This is a genomic window from Streptacidiphilus jiangxiensis (assembly GCF_900109465.1).
Taxonomy (GTDB): Bacteria; Actinomycetota; Actinomycetes; order Streptomycetales; family Streptomycetaceae; genus Streptacidiphilus; species Streptacidiphilus jiangxiensis.
Genome location: NZ_FOAZ01000012.1, coordinates 133,191 through 151,384, shown reverse-complemented (window position 1 = coordinate 151,384; position 18,194 = coordinate 133,191). Strand labels below are relative to the sequence as shown.

Sequence of the window (18,194 nt, the reverse complement as noted above, 5' to 3'; positions counted from 1 at the left end):
CGGGAAGGGCCGGGGCGGCAAGGCGCCGGCTCACCCGGGGCCCGGCACTGCACCGCCGACACGGGGCGGCGGAGCAGGTGCCGGACCGGTGGGGAGCACGTGCGTGCCTCGGCACTGGGGGGAGTACGGGGGCCCGGGGGAGACGGGGGAGGAGCGGCGTCCGCGCCGCCGGCGAGTGGGGGCTCGTCCGGCGGGGGCGCCGCTCTGCCGTTTCCCGGCGTGCGTGCGCGGGAGGCGGCCGTCAGAGCAGCGGGACCTCGGCGGCCGGGCCGGTGACCGGCTCCGCGCCGGTCAGTGCGGCGGCCGCGGTGGCCAGCCGACGGACCGCCTCGCGGGAGACCTCGGGCGGCTGGGAGAACGGGAGCCGGACGAACCGTTCCAGCACCCCGTCCACGCCGAAGCGCGGCCCCGAGCCGATCCAGACGCCGTGCCGTTCCGCCGTCGTCGCCAGCGCGCTGCCGGACAGGCCGGCGTCGTTCCGGACCCAGAGCGACAGACCGCCCTGCGGCAGCCGGAAGGTCCACCCGGGCAGCAGCTCCCGGACCGCCTCCACCAGTGCGTCGCGCTGGACGCGGACCCGGGCGCGCTGGTGCGCCAGGACCTCGGGCAGCACTTCGGGCGAGAGCAGGTGGCGCACCGCCAGCTGCTCGACCACCGGTGAGGAGACGTCCAGGCTGGCCCGGTCCGTGGCCAGGCGGCGGATCAGCTCGGGAGCGGCCCGGATCCAGCCGATCCGCAGGCCGCCCCAGAAGGTCTTGCCGGCCGAGCCGAGCGTCACCACGCTGCCGCCGCGGTCGAACGCGGCCAGCGGGCGGGGCATGCGGGTGGCCAGGTCCGGATCGAGGCACATCTCGACCATGGTCTCGTCGGCGACGAGCAGCGTGCCGGTGGAGCGGGCGGCGGCGACCAGGGCGCGGCGCTCGTCCTCGGACATCAGCAGGCCGGTGGGGTTCTGGAAGTCGGGGATCAGGTAGGCCAGGCGTGGCGCGGCGTCACGCAGGGTGCGGGCCCAGGCGTCCAGGTCCCAGCCCTCCCGCAGCAGTGGGACCGGGACCGCCCGGCCGCCCGCGAAGCGCATGGCCTGCAGCGCGTTGGCGTAGCTGGGGGACTCCACCGCCACGCGCTCCGCCGGGCCGAGCAGCTGGCGCAGGAGCAGGGAGAGGCCGCCCGCCGCGCCGGTGGTGATCATGATCTGTTCCGGGCCGGTGGGCAGGCCTCGGGCGGTGTAGCTGTCGGCGACGGCCTGCCGCACCGGGGTGAGCCCGGCCGGGAAGTCGCCGTGGGTGCGGGTCCAGGCGGGCAGCTCGGCGACGGCGGCCGTCATCGCGTCGGTCAGCCACGGCTCCGGGGCGGACATGGCGGCGACGCCGAGGTCGATCACCTCTCCCGGGCCCGGCACGACGCCGGCCGTGTGCGGCGAGAGGCCGCCCGCGGGCATCGGCCGCCCGGCCGGCAGGGCCGTCCAACTGCCCGCCCCCCGGCGGCTGGAGAGGAAGCCCTCGGTGCGCAGCAGCTCGTAGGCGGCCGCCACGGTGGTGCGGCTCACGCCGAGGGTGGTGGACAGCTCCCGCTCGGCGGGCAGTCGGGTCTCCACCGGTACCCGCCCGTCCAGGACCAGCGTGCGCAGGCCACCGGCGAGGGCGCGGTAGGCGGGTCCGGCGTCGGCACGCTGCCAGTCGCCGAGGGCGCGGTCGAGCTGGGCGGCGCCCATGGCCGCACGGGAAGAGGGTGGCATGGTCGGTCAGTCCACTTCTCGGAAATTGGCTATGGAAGGGCAGTCCAATCTCCTCCAGAGTGATGCCAACGGCCGCCGAAAGGCAAGAAGCAACCGAGGAGGGAGGGGCCACCGTGGTCCTCGCACGCCGTCTGGTCCAGCTCTATCTGGGCCTCGCGCTGTACGGCTTCAGCATGGCGATGATGCTCCGGGCGTCGCTGGGGCTCGCTCCGTGGGACGTCCTCAACCAGGGGATCGACCGGCATGTGCCGCTCTCCTACGGCACCGTGTCGATGATCATCGGCGCGGCGGTGCTGCTGCTCTGGATCCCGCTGCGGCAGCGGCCCGGGCTCGGCACGATCAGCAACGTCTTCGTCATCGGCCTCACCGTGGACGCGGGCCTCGCGCTGCTGCCCACCCTGCACGGCCTGCCCGTGCGGGCGGCGATGCTGGCCGGCGGCATCCTCGCCAACGGTCTCGCGGGCGGCCTCTACATCGGCGCCCGCTTCGGTCCGGGCCCGCGCGACGGTCTGATGACGGGTTTCGCCCGTCGCACCGGCGGCTCGCTGCGCCTGGTGCGCACCGTGATCGAGCTCTCGGTGCTGGTGGTCGGCTGGCTGATGGGCGGTCAGGTCGGCGTCGGGACGGTCGCCTACGCGCTGGCGATCGGTCCCCTGGTGCAGTTCTTCCTGCCGCTGTTGACTGTTCCCCATGCGAACGATTCGAGTGGGGCACAGCGGGACGGGGCCGGGCGCGATCACGCCGGACGGGTGCGCGGTGGAGCTGTACACGAGACTGCTCGTGGGTGAGGAGCCGGACGTGGTCGCCGGCCAGGCGCCGCGTCCGGGCGCGAACATCCTCGAACTGGGCTGCGGCGTCGGTCGGGTGACCCACCCGTTGGTGGAGCGCGGCTTCGCGGTCACGGCGGTGGACGAGAGTCCGGAGATGCTGGCGCACGTGCGCGGCGCGCGGACGGTGCTCTCCTCCATCGAGAAGCTGGACCTGGGCGAGCGGTTCGACGTGGTGCTGCTGGGCTCCTTCCTGATCAACACCGGTGACCTGGCCGTGCGCGCGGGCCTGCTGGCGACCTGCCTGCGGCACGTCGCCGCGGACGGGGTGGTCCTCTTCCAGCGCGAGGGGGAGGGCTTCTACGACGTGGTCCCGCGCGAGGGCGTGATGCGCGACGGCGTCGGCCGGATGCGGATCGCCTCCTCCGAGGAGATCGAGCCGGGTCTGCGCGCCAACCGGGTCGACTACCTCTTCCCCGATGCCGAGTGGAGCCAGTTCTTCCGGACCCGCCACCTCCCGGACGCCGCGTTCGAACAGGTTCTCGCCGAGGCGGGCCTGGCTCTGGACGCCTACCTCACGCCGGACCACGTCTGGGTCAGGGCGCTGCCCGTCGGGTAACCGCACCAGACCCCGGAAGCCGGGCGGACGACCACGTCAGTGGCCGTCCGCCCGGCTTTGTCAGTGGTGCGGTGGAGCATGGCGAACGAGGGCCCGGTCGGGTTACTCTGGAGATGTTCGAACGAAAGTTCGAACGAGGTCGCAAGGAGGAGGACGCGATGAGCAGGAGGCGTGCGGACCTGATCGAGGTGCGCGGCGGTACGGGCTTGCCCACCCACTTCCTCTGGCACGACAAGGTGTACGCGGTGCGCGAGGTGCTCGGGCACTGGAAGGAGAGCGGCGCCTGGTGGGAGGAGGTCCGCTCGGCCCACGCCACGCGGATCGCCGGGCAGGCGCTGGACCGGACGGAGCGGGAGGTGTGGCGGGTCGAGGCCAGCCCCGGCCGCTGCTTCGCCCCCGGCGTCTACGACCTCACCTTCGACCGCGGCGCCGACCGCTGGACCCTCACTCGAACGACTGACTGATACGGCTACGGACTGACCGGGAGGGCGTACGTCATGAGGGAGACCACGGACAAGCCACAGGCGCAGGTGCTGCAGTTGCCCCTGCCGAGTGCAACGGGCGGGTCGGGCATGCCCTACCGCCCGGCGTCGGACATCCATCCGGTGCTGCGCCGCGCCGGCGCCCCGCCCGCCGCGGTGGACCTGCTCGCGCAGGCACAGCGCGGGCTGGCCGAGGCGCGCGAGCTGGAGGGCCCGTTGGAGCGGTACGCGGCCGCCCACCTCGCGGCCCTGCGCGCCTCCGCCGCCGTGCTCGCGCTGCGCGGGCGGCCGGAGGAGAACCCGCGGGGGCGCAAGCGGATCCGCAGCGCCTGGGAGGTCCTGCCCGAGGTCGCGCCGGAGCTCGCGGAGTGGGCGCTCTACTACGCGGCCGGCGCGCCCAAGCGGGCCGCGGCGGAGGCCGGGATCGCCTCCGCCGCCAGCGCCCGCGACGCGGACGACCTGATCCGCAACACCGCGCTCTTCCTGCGGATGGTGCAGCGGCTGATCGCCCGCGGCGCGGGCGCGGCGAACACGGTGCCGCAGGCCCGCAGCGGGGAGGAGGGGATGCCCCGTACGGGGTGAGCAGGAGAAGCAGACAGCCGGCGGGAGCGGGAGGGGCCCACAACGCCTTGAGCCCAGAACGCCCAGAGGGAGCACACGAGATGAGCCCCACGGACTCCTTCGTGCATCTGCACACGGCCTCCAGCTACTCGCTGCGCTACGGCACCGCGACGCCCGCGGCCCTCGCCGAGCACGCCGCCTCGTTCGGCATGCGGGCGCTCGCCCTGACCGACCGGGACGGCCTCTACGGCGCGGTCCGCTTCGTGCAGGCCTGCGTCAAGGCGGGCATCGCGCCCGTCCTCGGCGCCGACCTCGCCTGCGAGTCCGGGGCCGAGGGCCTGGACCGCGCCGCCGCCGACGCCGCGCGGCCGCCGCGCGCGGTCGTGCTGGCCCGGGGCGGACGGGCCGGCTATGCCGCGCTGTGCCGCCTGGTCAGCGCCGCGCACGGGGAGGACGTCGAGCGCAGGGCCCGTCCGGTGCTGGCCGCGCAGCAGGTCGCGGCCGCCGCCGACCGGCTCTACGTGCTGCTCGGGCCCGGCTCCGCCGTCGGGCGCGCGGCCGCCGCCGGGCGGATGGCCGAGGCCAGGACCGAGCTGCTGCGCTGGCGCACCCTGTGCGGGGAGGCCGTGGTGATCGAGGTGGTGCACCACCTCGCGCCGCCCGGCCACCCCGCCTCACGCGGCGTCGCCCAGCGACTGCTGCGTCTGGCCCGCGAGGCCGGCGTCCCGGCCGTGCTGACCAACGCCGCCCGCTACCTCGCGCCCGAGGACGCGCCCGTCGCCGACGTGCTGGACGCCTCCCGTCGCCTGGTCCCGCTGGAGCTGAGCTCCCGCGACCGGGTCAACGCCGAGGGGTACCTGAAATCCGGTCCGGAGATGGCGGCGCTCGCCCACGACCTGTGCGACACCGCCGCCGAGGCCCGCGAACTGCTCGCGCAGACCCGCCGGATCGCCGAGCGCTGCCTGCTCGACCCCCAGGGCCACGACATCGGCCTCGGCTCCATGCACATGCCCGAGCCCAGCGTGCTCGGCACCACCCGCGAGGGCGCGATCCGCGAGCTGCGCGCCCGCTGCGAGGCGGGTGCCACCCGCCGCTACGGGCGTCCGAGCGAGAAGGTCACCGGTCGGCTGGAGCAGGAGCTCGCGCTGATCAACAAGCTCGGCTACGAGCCCTACTTCCTCACCGTCGCCGAGGTCGTCGACCTCACCCGCGCCGCCGGCATCCGCTGCGCGGCGCGCGGCTCCGGCGCGGGCAGCCTGGTCAACCACCTGCTCGGCATCTCCGGCGTCGAGCCGCTCGAGCACGGGCTGCTGATGGAGCGTTTCCTCTCCGAGAAGCGCCTCTCGCTCCCCGACATCGACGTCGACGTCGAGTCCGCCCGCCGCACCGAGGTCTACGACCTGATCCTGGACCGCTTCGGCTCCGACCGGACGCTGTGCGTGGCGATGCTGGAGACCTACCGGGTCCGCCACGCCGTCCGTGACGCGGGCGCGGCGCTCGGCCTGCCGCCCGCCGAGATCGACGCCGTGGCCAAGGCGTTCCCGCACATCCGCGCCCGCGACGCGCGGGCGGCCATGCGCGACCTGCCCGAACTGCGGCACTCCCGGCTGGAGGAGGGCGTCTTCACCGCCCTGTTCGACATCGTCGAGAAGCTCGACGGCCTGCCCCGCCACATCGCCCTGCACCCCAGCGGCGTGCTGCTCTCCGACCGCCGTCTGCGCGACCGCACCCCGGTCGAGACGAGCGCCCAGGGCTACCCGATGAGCCAGTACGACAAGGACGACGTCGAGGCCATCGGCCTGCTCAAGCTGGACGTGCTCGGCGTGCGGATGCAGTCGGCGATGGCCCACGCGCTGAGTGAGACCGAGCGGGTGCGCGGCGAGCGGATCGACCTGGACGCGGTGCCGCTGGACGACGAGGAGACCTTCGAGCTGATCCGCTCCACCCGGACGCTCGGCTGCTTCCAGATCGAGTCGCCCGGCCAGCGGGAGCTGATCGGCAAGTTCGCGCCGCAGACCTTCGGCGACCTGATCATCGACATCTCGCTGTTCCGGCCGGGCCCGGTCAAGAGCGACATGGTCACTCCCTTCCTCAACGCCCGCCACGGCTGGGCCGACCCGGTCTTCGTCCACGAGGACCTGCGCGGGATCCTCGCCGAGACCGAGGGCGTGGTCGTCTTCCACGAGCAGGTGATCCGGATCATCGCCACGATGACGGGCTGCGGCTACGACCGGGCCGACCAGGCGCGGCGGGTGCTCGGCACGATCAAGGGCCAGCAGGCGATCGGCGACTGGTTCTGCCTCGCCGCCGACAAGCGCGGCTATCCGCGGCCGGTGGTCGAGCGGGTCTGGGAGATCCTCAAGGCCTTCGCCTCCTTCGGTTTCTGCAAGGCCCACGCGGGTGCCTTCGCGCTGCCCACCTACCAGTCCGCCTGGCTGAAGACCCACCACCCGGCCGCCTTCTACGCCGGGCTGCTCACCCACGACCCGGGCATGTACCCCAAGCGGCTGATCCTCGACGACGCCCGCCAGTTCGGCGTCCCGGTGCTGCCGCCCAGCGTCAACGACTCCGTCGCCGACTACACACTGGAGCGGACGCCGGACGGGCGCGACGCGCTGCGGATCGGTCTCGCGGACGTCAAGGGCATCAGTGACGCCGAGATCGCCCGCATCGTGCGCGAGCGCGAGGGCGCGCCCTACGCGAGCCTGCCCGACCTCCGCCGCCGCGCCGAGCCGGACCAGCCGACCCTGGAGAACCTGGTGCTGGCGGGAGCGCTGGACACGCTGCACCCGGGCCTCACCCGGCGGGACCTGCTGCTGCACGCCGCGACCGACCCCAAGCCGAAGGGGCCGCGGCGGCCGCTGCCGTCCCAGTTGGAGTTGGCGGAGGAGCGGGAGACCGGCCCGACAGCGCTGCCGGTGCCGACCGACACGGATGTGATCCGCGGCGAGATCGAGGCGCTGGGGCTGGACCACAGCGCCCATCTGCTCAGCCCCTACCTGCCGTTCCTCGCCGAGCTGGGCGTGGTGCGCGCAAGCGAGCTGCTGCGGCAGCGCAACCGGAGCGAGATCCTGATCGCCGGGGTCAAGGTCGCCACGCAGACCCCGCCGGTGCGCACCGGCGTCCGCGTCGTCTTCGCGACCCTGGACGACGCGAGCGGACCCCTGGACTTCGCCATGTTCGAGGACGCGCAGCAGCACTACGCCTCCACCGTCTTCCACTCCTGGCTGCTGCTGGTCCGCGGCGTCGTCCGCCGCACCGGCCCGCGCGGCGTCTCGTTGACCGCGACGGCCGCGTGGGAGCTGACGGCGCTGCACGAGCTGTGGCGCGCGCAGGGCGTGGACGCGGTGCGGGCCGTGCTGGCCGTCGTGCCCGAGCAGGAGGAGGCGCCGGCGCGGAGGGTGATGGTCCACCCGAGCGGGTTCCGGATGTCCCCCTACGCCGACCTCAAGCCGCCCGGCGTGCCCGCGGCGGACGCCCCGCGCAAGCTCTGGCACACCAGCCCGGGGAGCCCCGGGTGAGCCCCCAGCAGCGGCGGAAGGCAATAGGGTGGGCCTGTCGGTCAGGCCATTCGACCCGAGGAGCTGCTCCGTGCACCCGACCCGTCCCCGTAGCGCGTTGCGGACCGCCGTGGTGTGGGAGGTCCTGCGCGCGGCGCTGGACCGGCAGGCGGAGGCTCTCGGACGCCCCGTCCTCGACGTGCTCGACACGGGTGGCGGCACCGGCAACTTCGCCGTCCCCGTCGCGAGCCTCGGCCACCGCGTCACCGTCGTCGACCCCAGCCCCGACGCTCTCTTCGCCCTGGAACGGCGCGCGGCGGAGGCCGGTGTCACCGGCCAGATCCGCGCCATACAGGGTGACACCGACACCCTCGCCCAGCAGGTTGCCGGCGGCAGCATGGACGCGGTGCTCTGCCACGGCGTCCTGGAGTTCGTCGACGACCCCGCGGAGTCGCTGCGCGAGCTCACGGCCGTGCTGCGGCCGGGCGGTCTGGTCAGCCTGCTCGCTGCCAACCGCAACGGCGCGGTCCTGGCCCGCGCCCTCTCGGGCCACTTCGCGGAGGCCCGCGCGGCGCTCTCCGGCATCCAGAAGGCCGACGCGCCGCGCCGTTTCACGGGCGGCGAGCTCCAGGAGCTGGCCGACGGCGCGGGCCTCTCGGTCCTGTCCGTCCACGGCGTCCGCATTTTCGCCGACCTCGTCCCGGGCGTCCTGGTCGACACGGAGCCGGGCGCGCTGGAGTCGCTCCTCGCTCTGGAACAGGCCGCGTCCGCTGACCCGTCCTTCCACGCGGTGGCAACCCAGCTGCACGTTCTCGCCGAGCTCAGCTGAAATCAGGGGCGCGGGGAACTGCGCGAGAAACCACCGACGTGCGGATGGCCCTGCGCGTTCGGGGCTCTACCTGCGTGGGTGGCTTGTCGCGCAGTTCCTCGCGCCCCTGGGTGGTGCAGTTTCCTGTGGGAGCGGATCTGCGGGCTTGGCGCGCCCGCGCGGCGGAGCCGCAGATCGGCACAGCCTCGCGCCCCTGGGTAGCGCAGCTTCCTGCGGGAGCGATCGCTCGTGATCGTGCACGCGGATCTGGATGCGTTCTACGCCGCCGTCGAGCAGCGCCGCAGGCCGGAGCTGAAGGGGAGGCCCGTTGCCGTCGGTGGGGCCGGGCCTCGGGGTGTTGTGATGTCGGCGAGCTATGAGGCCCGCGCGTACGGCGTCGGAGGCGGCATGCCCACCGTGCGCGCGCGGCGGCTCTGTCCGGAGTTGGTGATGGTGCCGCCGGACATGGACGAGTACGCCGTCGTGTCCGCCAACGTGATGGCGGTGCTGCACTCCTTCGCCCGTCGGGTCGAGCCCGTCTCGATGGACGAGGCGTACCTCGACCTCGCCGGGGTCGGGATCAAGCCCCGCGCCCTCGCGGAGCTGCTGCGTGGGCGGGTGCGGGACGAGCAGGACCTCGCGCTGTCGGTCGGCGTCGGGCCGAACAAGCTCGTCGCCAAGCTGGCGTCCGTCGCGGCGAAGCCGGATGGCCTGTTGGTCGTGGCCGCGGACGAGGTGGAGGCGTTCCTGCGTCCCCTCGCCGCGAACCGTCTGCCGGGGGTCGGGCCGAAGACCGCCGACGCGTTGACCCGCTTCGGGCTGCTCACCGTCGGCGACCTCGCCGACACTCCCCGCGACACCCTGCGGCGGATCGTGGGGGCCGCGGCGGGCGACCTGTTGACGGCCTCCGCGCGCGGCGAGGACCCGCGGCCGGTGGTGCCGCAGCGCGCCGAGCGGAGCCTGGGCGGAGAGCGGACCTTCCCCGCGGACGTCTCGGGGGACCACGAGGTGATCCACACGACGTTGCTGGGCCTCGCGGGGCAGAACGCGGCCCGGCTACGGGCCGGGGGGCTCGCGGCCCGGACCGTCACGGTCAAGGTGCGGTTCGCGGACCTGCGGACCGTCACCCGTTCGCGCACCCTGCCGGAGCCGGTGGACCTGGCGCACGACATCTTCGCGGCGGCGGTCCCGCTCTTCGCGGGGCTGGTGCCGGCCAGGGCGCGGATCCGGCTGGTGGGGTTGCGGGTCGAGGGGCTGGACGGAGGTGCGCGGCCGACCCAGCTGGCGCTGGGGGAGCGCGAGGTGGGGTGGGCGGAGCTGGAGCGCACCATGGACCGGGTCCAGGCGAAGTTCGGTGCCGCCGCGGTCCGCCCGGCCAGCTTGATCACCAGATCGCCGCAGGCGGGAAACTTCTCCGGGGCCGAGGTCGTTGACCGGTCGGAACGACGGGGTCACGGCCGTCCGCAGAGAGCTACCGCACATGCTCCTCGGCAGCCCAAAAGCCCCGGGTAAACCGTATGATTCGGGTAAAGCCAGCAAGCATGACGGCCGGGCGCCCGGGGCATACAGGCAACATCAAATTCAGCAGTGCGGCGGGGTGGGCGCCCCGAGGGCGGCTACACGCCCCCTGGCGGCCAGAGGAGGAGGACGAGGTGCCGCTCTCGGACCACGAGCAGCGTCTGCTTGAGCAGATGGAGCGCGCGCTGTACGCCGAGGACCCGAAGTTCGCTTCGGCTCTTGAGGGCACGGGTCTGCGCACACGCACCCGCCGGGCCGTCTACGGGTCCGCGGCGGGCTTCGTGGTGGGCCTCGGTCTGCTGATGGGAGGCCTCTTCCTGCATCAGCAATGGGTGAGCGTCGGCGGTTTCGTGCTGATGTTGGCGGGTGCCGTCTTCGGGGTCACCGCCTGGCGGCGGATCCCGCGACTGGCCCTGGTCGATCCGCGTACCGGCGCACCGGTCGCGAAGCGCCGCAAGCGCGGCGGCAGCCTGGTGGACCGGATGGAACAGCGCTGGCAGCACCGTCAGGAGCAGCAGGGCCGCGGCGGCGGCTTCTAGCCGGACGGCTTCTGGCGCAAAAACGTATCGACAGGCGGGTCCCGGAGTTCCGGGGCCCGCCTTCGCTGTGTCCGCGCCAGAAAACATGAGCACGACTCTTGTTTACTTACTGGTCAGTACCTAGCCTGATGGGCGATCCGGGCACTCCCCGTCCACCCTCAGGAGCATTGTGTGACCAGATCAGTCAGGGCCAGGGCCACCTTCGCGGCCCTTGCCGTCTCCGCGCTCGTCGGAGCACTCGGCACGGCGGCGACCCAGCCGGCCGCCGCCGCCACGGGCACCAGCCCGCTGGACAGCCGCCCCGCGGCGATCGTCTCCCTCGGTGACAGCGCCATCTCCGGCGAAGGAGCGGGCACCGACACGGGCGACGCCTACATGGCCGGCACCGACGGACCCAAGAACTTCTGTCACCGCCACAGCGAGTCCGTCATCTTCGACACCGGAGTCAGCGGGGTCACCCCCATCGACCTCGCCTGTTCCGGTGCGCAGACCGGCGACCTCACCTCCGACCCGACGCTCGCCCAGACCACGGGCGGCGGCAGCGGCGACTACGGCGAGCCCAAGCAGGACGTCCAGCTGGCGCAGACCGCGGCCAACTACGACGTCAAGATGGTCGTGGTGACCATCGGCGCCAACGACGACTTCGACTTCACCGGGATCGTGGTCAGTTGCCTGACCGCCTACTTCCCGATCCCGCAGTCCAAGGGCTGCCGCGACACCATCGGCAGCGCGGCCGTCAGCGCCCGCGCCAAGGCGGTGCTGCCGAAGATCGAGGCGGCGCTCACGGACATCCGGCAGACCATGCGCAACGCCGGGTACGCCGACTCCGACTACCAGCTGGTGCTGAACTCGTACTTCACCCCGATCACCCCGGACATCCGCAGCAACCTCTACGCGACCAAGGTCGCCCAGGGCTGCCCCGGCTTCCCCGAGGACGCCGCCTGGGCGCACAACTGGGTGGTGCCGACCCTCGACGACACCGAGCGGGCGGCATCCGAGGCCGTGCCGGGGGTTCGCTTCCTGGACCAGCGCCGGGTCTCCTACGGCCACGAGGTCTGCGCCGAGTGGACCAGCTCGCCGTACGAGTACATCAACGGCGACGTGATCGACCTCAGCGAGAACACCCGCAACGGCTGCGACCAGTCGATCGGCGTGCTCGGACTGTGCACGGACGAGGTGCGGCAGTCGTACCACCCGCGCGTCGCCGGCTACAAGGCGGAGGGCAACTGCCTCGGGGAGTTCTACGACAACCCGGGCCAGCAGGAGGCCTACTGCACCCTCGACCAGCAGGACGGCACCACGATCATGCCGCTGACTCCGGGCGTCGCCTCCTTCGGTGACGTGCCCGAGGACGGCGCCTGGTACCAGCTGGCCAACAAGGCGAGCGGTCAGATGCTCGACTTCTCCGGCGGTGGCAGCTACGGCGACAGCACCAACGGCCGCCCGGCGATCACCTATCCCGTCGACGGCGGGCTGAACCAGTCCTTCGTCCTCGAGATCAAGTCCGGCGGCAGCTACGAGCTGGACTTCAGCGGCAACCGGAACATGTGCCTGGACGCCACCGGTGCCTCCACCGCCGCCGGCACGAAGCTGGAGCAGTGGGGCTGCAACGGCGGCGCCAACCAGCACTGGGTGCTGGAGTCGGCCGGCAACGGCTACTACAAGATCGCCGACTCGGCCAGCCTCAATTCAGGCAGCACGCCCATGGTGATCACCCTCGGCAGCAGCGCCGCGACCGACTCGGCCGGCAACCCGATCACCACCCTGCAGCCCGACACCGGCGCCGACGGCCAGCTGTGGCAGCTGACCAAGCTCGGCATCGTCTACCTGCACGGGTAGTCAGCACCACGAGCTCACGACCGGGGCCGCAGCCTGCGCCGCAGCGCTGCGGCCCTGTCGCGCGTCCAGGCGGAGACCGCGGCGCGGATCCGGCGCGGCAGCAGGCGGAAGCGTCGTGCCGCCGACGGCGGCAGCAGCACCGCGCGCAGCCGGGTCCGGCGGTCCGCGGCGGCGGCCAGGCCCTCGCGGACCTCCCGCACGTCCTGACGCAGCGACAGCGGCGTGGAGACGGCGGGGGCGTACAGGACCTGCTCGGTCGCGAGCGCCAGCCGGCCGGCGGCGGCGCTGGGGCCGGGGCCGAGGTCGCCGAGCTCGCTGATCCGGGCCGCGGTGTGGCGTGGGGTCTCCGCGTCGTCCGGCGGGATGCCGTGGTCCCAGGCGGTGTCGATCAGCTCCCGCCACGCGGCCAGCACCTGCTGGTCGGTCAGGCCGGCCGGGCCGCGCCGCAGCCTGGAGCGGCGGGTGCGCGAGCGCCACAGCATCGGCGCGATCAGCAGCGCCAGCAGCAGACCGGCCAGCGACCAGACCGCCAGCAGCAGCGGCGAGTCGGGGGAGAGCGCGGACTGTGCCGGGGCACCGCCCAGGGGGTTGGTCAGGCCGCAGTCGCCCGCCCGCAGCGCCTGCGGCGGGCAGGTGGCGTGGCTGTGCGCGCCGCCGGTCGGCTGTGCGCCCGCGGTCGGGCCGGCCGTCGGGGCCGCGGTGCTGCCGGGCGAGGTGCTCTGGGTGCTGTAGTCCGGCGGGACGGTGCCGCCGCGCGGGGTCGGCTCGAAGCGCAGCCAGCCCACGCCGGTGAAGTACAGCTCCGGCCAGGCGTGGGCGTCGTGGGTGCTGACCGTCCAGGAGCCGTCGGGGTTCTGGTCACCGGGGGTGAAGCCGACCACGACCCGGGCGGGGATGCCGAGCGAGCGGGCCATCGCCGCCATCGCCGACGCGTAGTGGACGCAGAAGCCCTTCTTGCGGGCGAGGAAGTCGGCCAGGGCGTTGGGGGCCGCGTCCACCGGAACGTTGGTGTCGTAGCTGAACCCGCCCGTGGAGGAGAACCAGTTCTGCAGCAGCACGGCCCGGTCGAAGTCGTCGGAGGCGCCGCGGGTCACCTGCCGTGCCTGTTCGGCGACCACCTGCGGCAGGTCGGACGGGAGGTAGGTGTAGGTCTTCGCGAGGCCCTTCGGGGCCGGCGGGGCCTGCCGCAGCTCGTCCGCCGAGGGGTGCAGGGCCAGGCTGCGCACCTGGTAGACCAGGCTCGCGGCGGTCTGGTTGTCGGCGCCGATGATGGTGCGGCCCTCGGGCTCCCAGCGCCAGTTGCCCTGCACGGCGAGGTCGGTGGCCGGATAGGGCATCGGCAGCCACTGCTGGCCGTAGGAGGACTCGGTGACGATCCGGGTGTTCACGGCGTCCGCCGGGACGTCCTTGTTCAGCTCGGCGGGCGTGCCGAGAGGGGACGGCAGGGCGACCGCGCGGTGCGGGCTGGTGGTCCAGGAGACGCCGTTGAACTGGTCGAGGTCGACGATCCGCAGGTACTGGTCGCCGACGGAGGCCGCGGTGGTGGTGTAGGTGAGCACGGGCTCGTTGGTGGCCTGCTGCAGGCTCTGGGCGAGGGAGGCCAGCGGGTTGACGGCGGTGATCACGCCGCCGTCGCCGGTCCCGTTGCCGTGGCCGAGGCCGCTGATCAGGCCGGCGCCGACGGACGGAAGTACCAGCGGCAGCAGCAGTCCGCCGGCCACCGCCACGGAGGCGATGCGCAGTCCGGAGGAGGTGAGCGGGCTGGTGCCGTCGTCGGCGCCGCTGTTTCCGTAGAAGATCCGGCCCCAGCGGGCGACCCGGTCGCGGCCCTCGGCCATCAGCAGTGCCAGGTAGCCGAAGGTGGCCACCAGGAAGAAGAACCAGACCGGTCCGGCGGGGTGGATGCCGGTGCCGACCGCGTACAGCGCCAGCAGCGGCAGGCCCGCCAGGGCCACCCGCTGGTAGGTCACCGCGACGGCGTCCACCAGCAGGCCGATGCCGAGCACGGCGAGGGTCAGCAGCAGCCGCAGGCCCACCGTCGCGGGCGCGGGCGTCGCGAAGTGGGACATGTCGTCCACGCCGGAGGCGAGGTCGCTGCCCAGCTGCCGGACCGCCTCGGGGCCGGGCAGGATCCGGCCCACCGCCGCGCCGGACGCGAACGCGAAGGTGATCAGCAGCACGCCCACCAGCAGCTGCAGCAGGATCACGACCGGTCGTGGCATGGCGAGCCGCCGGGCGCCCGCGCCGGTGGCGACGATCAGGGCCAGCAGTCCGGCGGTGACGACGATCCAGCTGCTCGGCGTGACCAGCGGCCACAGGCACAGTGCGGTGAGCACGGTGGCCGTCGCGGCGGTCACGGCGATCCGGGTCCGCCCGTTCATCTCACGATCCCCCGTCAGTCGTGGCGGCCGGTGCGGTCGGGCGGGCCGGTGCGGCGCCGCCGCTGCGGGCCAGCAGCCGCCACAGTTCCGGCAGCGAGTCGCCGCTGCCGGCGGTGAGGACCCGCCAGCCGGCCTGGCGCAGCAGCCGCTCGTGCCGCTCGCGGCGGGTGTCCACGTTCTCGGTCGGGCCTGGTTCGGCCGGGCCCGCCTCGCCGTCCCTCGCGTCGAGGTCCGAGCCGTTGCCGTTCCCGCCACCGTTGCCCCCGCCGCTGCCGAGGCCGCGAAGCAGGGTCCAGCTGTCGGCGTCCAGCAGCAGCGCCACGGCCGAGCCGGCGCGACGGCGCAGCCGGGAGAGCTCCGCCAGCTGTTCGTCGTCCATGGTGCCGAGGATCGCGACGAGCAGGCCCTCGCCGCCCAGACGCAGCACGTTCTCGGCCGGGGACAGGCCGGCGCCTTCGGAGAGCTCGACCACCGCGAGCCGGTCCAGCATCAGCCCGGCTGCCTCGGTCGTGCCGCCGCCCGTGAGCGAGGCGCTCGCGGACGCGGGCGAGCCGTAGGCGGTGGACTGCTCGCCGGTGTCGGTCAGCAGGCGGACCTCGTAGCCGCGCTCCAGCAGGTGCAGTGCGACGGAGGCGGCGGCGCTGACGGCCCACTCGAACGAGGAGGCGGGGCCCGAGCCGCGGTGACCGCGGTAGCGGGTGTCCAGCAGCACGGTGGCGTGGTGGCGCAGCGGCTGCTCCTCGCGCCGGACCATCAGCTCGCCGTACTTGGCGGTGGAGCGCCAGTGCACCCGGCGCAGGTCGTCGCCGTGCCGGTACTCGCGCGGCACCACGTCGTCGTCGCCGGCCAGCGCGACCGCGCGGGCCTGGCTGTCGCCGAAGCCCGACCACTCGCCGAGCACCTTGACCGCCGGGAGTGCCTGCACCTGGGGGACCACGGTGAGCAGGTCGGAGGCGGTGAACGAGCGGGTCAGCTCGCAGAGCCCGAACGGGTCGCCGAGTCGCAGCTGCAGCGGCCCCAGCGGGTAGCGTCCGCGCAGGTCGGAGCGGACCCGGTAGGACACCTCGCGGTAGCCGCGCGGCTCGATCCGGTCCAGCACGAAGCGCGGACGCGGCCCGAGCACGTAGGGCACCCGGTCCTCCAGCAGGAGCAGGCCGGTGCGGACCCGCGAGACGTTGTCGACCCGCAGGCTGACCCGCGCCTCCTGACCGGCCGGGGTGCGCGAGGGCGTCAGCGAACGTCCGCTGGCGACCCGGTAACGGGTGCGGACCAGCATCGCGACGCTGCCCAGCGGCAGCGCGGCCAGCAGCAGGCCCACCTGCAGCAGGGCGAACTGCCCGAGCAGGTAGGCGCAGAGGACAGCCGTCAGCCCCGCTGCGAGGAAGCAGCGGCCCCTGGTGGTCAGTCCGTGCAGGGCCAGCCGGACGGCGCCCGGTTCACGCCGCTCGTTCTGCGGCACAGCCCGTGGCGGCACGGCTCAGCGCCCCCCGGTGAGTTGCGGGATCGGGACGCTGCGGACGAGGTCGCGGACCACGTCCTCGGCGGTGCGCCGGCCCAGCTGGGTCTCGGCGGTCGGCAGCACCCGGTGCGCGAGCACCGGGACGGCGAGCCGCTGCAGGTCGTCGGGGATCACGTACTCGCGCCCGTCCAGCGCGGCGGTGGCCCGGGCGGCGCGCAGCAGGTGCAGGGTCGCGCGCGGTGAGGCGCCGAGCCGCAGCTCCGCGCTGGTGCGGGTGGCGGATACCAGGGCCACGGCGTAGCGGCGCAGGTCCTCGGCGACGTGGATCCTGCGGACCACGTCGATGAGCTTGAGCACGTCGTCGGTGTGGGCCACCGGCTGCAGGTGGGCGAGCGGGTTGGCGCCGCCGTGCACGTCCAGCATCTGCAGTTCGGCGTCGGGGCTCGGGTAGCCGATCGAGATCCGCGCCATGAAGCGGTCGCGCTGGGCCTCGGGGAGGGGGTAGGTGCCCTCCATCTCGATGGGGTTCTGCGTGGCCACCACCATGAACGGCGCGGGCAGCTGGTAGCTGACGCCGTCGATGGTGACCTGCTTCTCCTCCATCGACTCCAGCAGCGCCGACTGGGTCTTCGGCGAGGCCCGGTTGATCTCGTCGCCGACGACGATCTGCGCGAAGATCGCGCCCGGCTTGAACTCGAACTCGCGCCGGTTCTGGTCGAAGACGTTGGTGCCGGTGATGTCGGAGGGCAGCAGGTCCGGGGTGAACTGGATGCGCCGCACGGTGCAGTCGATGGACCGTGCGAGCGCCTTGGCCAGCATGGTCTTGCCGACGCCCGGCACGTCCTCGATCAGCAGGTGGCCCTCGGCCAGCAGCACGGTGAGGGCCAGGTGGACCGCCTCGGGCTTGCCTTCCAGCACGCTCTCCACGGAGGCGCGGATGCGCCCCACGACCGCGTCGAGCTCCGCGAGGCCGGCCCCCGGGGCGACCGGTTGCGGCGGGTTGTGCCCGTCCGGCCCCTGGTGCTCGGCTCTGCGCAGATCGTCGAAGCGGTTGTCGAAGGTCGTCACCCGGCAGCTCCTCGGCCCGTCCCGTCCACCCGACGGCCTGTGGCCGACGGGATCCCCGTTGAGCGGCCCGACCACGTCGTCCGGTGGGGGCGCTCGAAGGCATTGTTCCCTGTGCGCCGCGTTTGCGTCACTCGACTGGCTGACAAGGGGCGATTTGCCGTAAAGATCATGACCCGCCGAAGCTGGATCAGGGATGGACCTCGCGCAGCAGCCCGGTGGCGACGTCGAAGACGAAGCCGCGGATGTCCTCGTGGTGGAGCAGGAACGGCGAGGTACGGACGCGCGCCATGGACTGGCGGACGTCCTGGTCGAGGTCGGTGAAGGACTCCAGTGCCCAGGACGGGCGGATGCCCACCTCCGTCTCCAGTTCCACCCGGAAGTCCTCGGTCAGGTTCAGCAGGCCGCAGCCCGTGTGGTGGATCAGGGCGATCGAGCGGGTGCCGAGGGCCCGCTGGCTGACGGTCAGCGAGCGGATCGTGTCGTCGGTGACCACGCCGCCGGCGTTGCGGATGATGTGGCAGTCGCCGAGCTCGAGTCCGAGCGCGGCGTGCACGTCGAGGCGGGCGTCCATGCAGGCGACCACGGCGACGCGCTGGACCGGACGGGCGTCCATGCCGCCGTCCCGATAGCGCTCGGCGTACTCGCGGTTGCGGGCGACGAAGCTGTCGATGATCGACTCGCCGGTGCGGGGCGTAGGCGTCGTGGTCATACATATGACGGTAATGGGATTCCGTCCCGGTGGAAGGGTGCGGCGGCGCCGCGCCGGGGGCGCGCCCGGGCGGGGCGCACGCCCCCCGGCGTCCGCGCATCTGCGCTGACCAGCGGTTTCCCGGTTCACCCGGACGGGGCGAGCGCCGTGCCGTTCGATTGACCAAGGGGTGCCGTGGAGTAGAGTGGCGCGACGTCGAGGGAGTGTCA

General features: G+C 73.4%; 14 protein-coding genes. 9 read left to right on the top strand and 5 right to left on the bottom strand.

Annotation, left to right across the window (positions count from 1 at the left end; all coding sequences use genetic code 11):
- Positions 1-241 precede the first annotated feature (241 nt).
- Entirely contained in the window at positions 242-1,735 is a 1,494-nt protein-coding gene (yczR, locus tag BMY61_RS23125) for a MocR-like transcription factor YczR (RefSeq protein ID WP_042456272.1), read from the bottom strand.
- Between the two features lie 62 nt (positions 1,736-1,797).
- On the opposite strand from yczR, the gene yczE reads away from it, so the two are divergent.
- The 9 genes from yczE (at position 1,798) to BMY61_RS23080 (ending at position 12,368) form a co-directional block, all read left to right on the top strand.
- Positions 1,798-2,523 (top strand): membrane protein YczE, encoded by a 726-nt coding sequence (gene yczE / locus BMY61_RS44295; RefSeq protein ID WP_236656581.1) that lies wholly within the window; start codon positions 1,798-1,800, stop codon positions 2,521-2,523.
- Entirely contained in the window at positions 2,426-3,121 is a 696-nt protein-coding gene (locus BMY61_RS23115) for a class I SAM-dependent methyltransferase (RefSeq protein WP_075004027.1), read from the top strand. The genes yczE and BMY61_RS23115 overlap by 98 nt, the downstream gene beginning before the upstream one ends.
- A 158-nt stretch (positions 3,122-3,279) precedes the next feature.
- The gene (locus tag BMY61_RS23110) at positions 3,280-3,585 is read left to right on the top strand and encodes a DUF6504 family protein (protein ID WP_042369211.1); all 306 of its coding nucleotides are present in this window, start codon (positions 3,280-3,282) and stop codon (positions 3,583-3,585) included.
- Between the two features lie 33 nt (positions 3,586-3,618).
- Positions 3,619-4,185: an SAV_6107 family HEPN domain-containing protein gene (locus tag BMY61_RS23105; protein ID WP_425314699.1), complete on the top strand. Its 567-nt coding sequence runs from the start codon at positions 3,619-3,621 to the stop codon at positions 4,183-4,185.
- Positions 4,186-4,265: 80 nt separating this feature from the next.
- Positions 4,266-7,685 (top strand): DNA polymerase III subunit alpha, encoded by a 3,420-nt coding sequence (locus tag BMY61_RS23100; protein WP_042456276.1) that lies wholly within the window; start codon positions 4,266-4,268, stop codon positions 7,683-7,685.
- Positions 7,686-7,755: 70 nt separating this feature from the next.
- Positions 7,756-8,493, top strand: a complete 738-nt coding sequence (locus BMY61_RS23095) for a methyltransferase domain-containing protein (RefSeq protein ID WP_042456279.1) — start codon at positions 7,756-7,758, stop codon at positions 8,491-8,493.
- A 228-nt stretch (positions 8,494-8,721) separates the two neighbouring features.
- A complete protein-coding gene (dinB, locus tag BMY61_RS23090) occupies positions 8,722-9,984 on the top strand; it encodes a DNA polymerase IV (protein ID WP_063773370.1) in 1,263 nt (420 codons plus the stop codon).
- Between the two features lie 140 nt (positions 9,985-10,124).
- Positions 10,125-10,529 (top strand): DUF3040 domain-containing protein, encoded by a 405-nt coding sequence (locus tag BMY61_RS23085; RefSeq protein ID WP_042456281.1) that lies wholly within the window; start codon positions 10,125-10,127, stop codon positions 10,527-10,529.
- Between the two features lie 171 nt (positions 10,530-10,700).
- Positions 10,701-12,368 carry an RICIN domain-containing protein gene (locus tag BMY61_RS23080; protein ID WP_042456284.1) on the top strand — a complete coding sequence of 556 codons (1,668 nt, stop codon included), beginning with the start codon at positions 10,701-10,703 and terminating at the stop codon, positions 12,366-12,368.
- Between the two features lie 14 nt (positions 12,369-12,382).
- Here the strand turns inward: BMY61_RS23080 and BMY61_RS23075 are convergent, their stop codons facing one another.
- The 4 genes from BMY61_RS23075 to BMY61_RS23060 form a co-directional block, all read right to left on the bottom strand.
- Entirely contained in the window at positions 12,383-14,749 is a 2,367-nt protein-coding gene (locus tag BMY61_RS23075) for a transglutaminase TgpA family protein (RefSeq protein WP_042456287.1), read from the bottom strand.
- A 1-nt stretch (position 14,750) separates the two neighbouring features.
- The gene (locus BMY61_RS23070; protein ID WP_042456290.1) at positions 14,751-16,223 is read right to left on the bottom strand and encodes a DUF58 domain-containing protein; all 1,473 of its coding nucleotides are present in this window, start codon (positions 16,221-16,223) and stop codon (positions 14,751-14,753) included.
- Positions 16,224-16,226: 3 nt separating this feature from the next.
- Positions 16,227-17,156, bottom strand: a complete 930-nt coding sequence (locus tag BMY61_RS23065) for an AAA family ATPase (RefSeq protein WP_042456357.1) — start codon at positions 17,154-17,156, stop codon at positions 16,227-16,229.
- Between the two features lie 307 nt (positions 17,157-17,463).
- A complete protein-coding gene (locus tag BMY61_RS23060; RefSeq protein ID WP_042456293.1) occupies positions 17,464-17,985 on the bottom strand; it encodes a beta-class carbonic anhydrase in 522 nt (173 codons plus the stop codon).
- Positions 17,986-18,194: the final 209 nt, after the last annotated feature.